Origin of the sequence: Bacillus sp. SIMBA_005 (genome assembly GCF_046535585.1) — a bacterium.
In the GTDB taxonomy this organism is placed as follows: domain Bacteria; phylum Bacillota; class Bacilli; order Bacillales; family Bacillaceae; genus Bacillus; species Bacillus pumilus.
Genome location: NZ_JAWRWI010001038.1, coordinates 1 through 242, shown reverse-complemented (window position 1 = coordinate 242; position 242 = coordinate 1). Strand labels below are relative to the sequence as shown.

Annotated in this window: 1 protein-coding gene; it reads left to right on the top strand. The window is 53.3% G+C overall.

Annotated features, from left to right (window positions below; translation table 11 throughout):
• On the top strand, nucleotides 1-242 hold a 242-nt coding region (locus SB660_RS23280), incomplete at both ends, for a TerD family protein (protein WP_410584926.1).

The following is a 242-nucleotide window of genomic DNA, read 5'->3' as shown; positions in this document are numbered from 1 at the left end:
CGATTCATGATGCGGAAGCGCGCGGCCAAAATTTCGGACAAGTTTCGAACGCGTTCGTGCGCGTCGTCGATGAAAACAGCCAGAATGAACTGCTTCGTTTCGATTTAGGGGAAGACTTCTCGATTGAAACGGCGGTTGTCGTTTGTGAGCTTTACCGCCATGGGGCTGAATGGAAGTTTAACGCCATCGGCAGCGGGTTTTCCGGCGGTCTGGCATCACTTTGCCGGAATTACGGCTTGCAG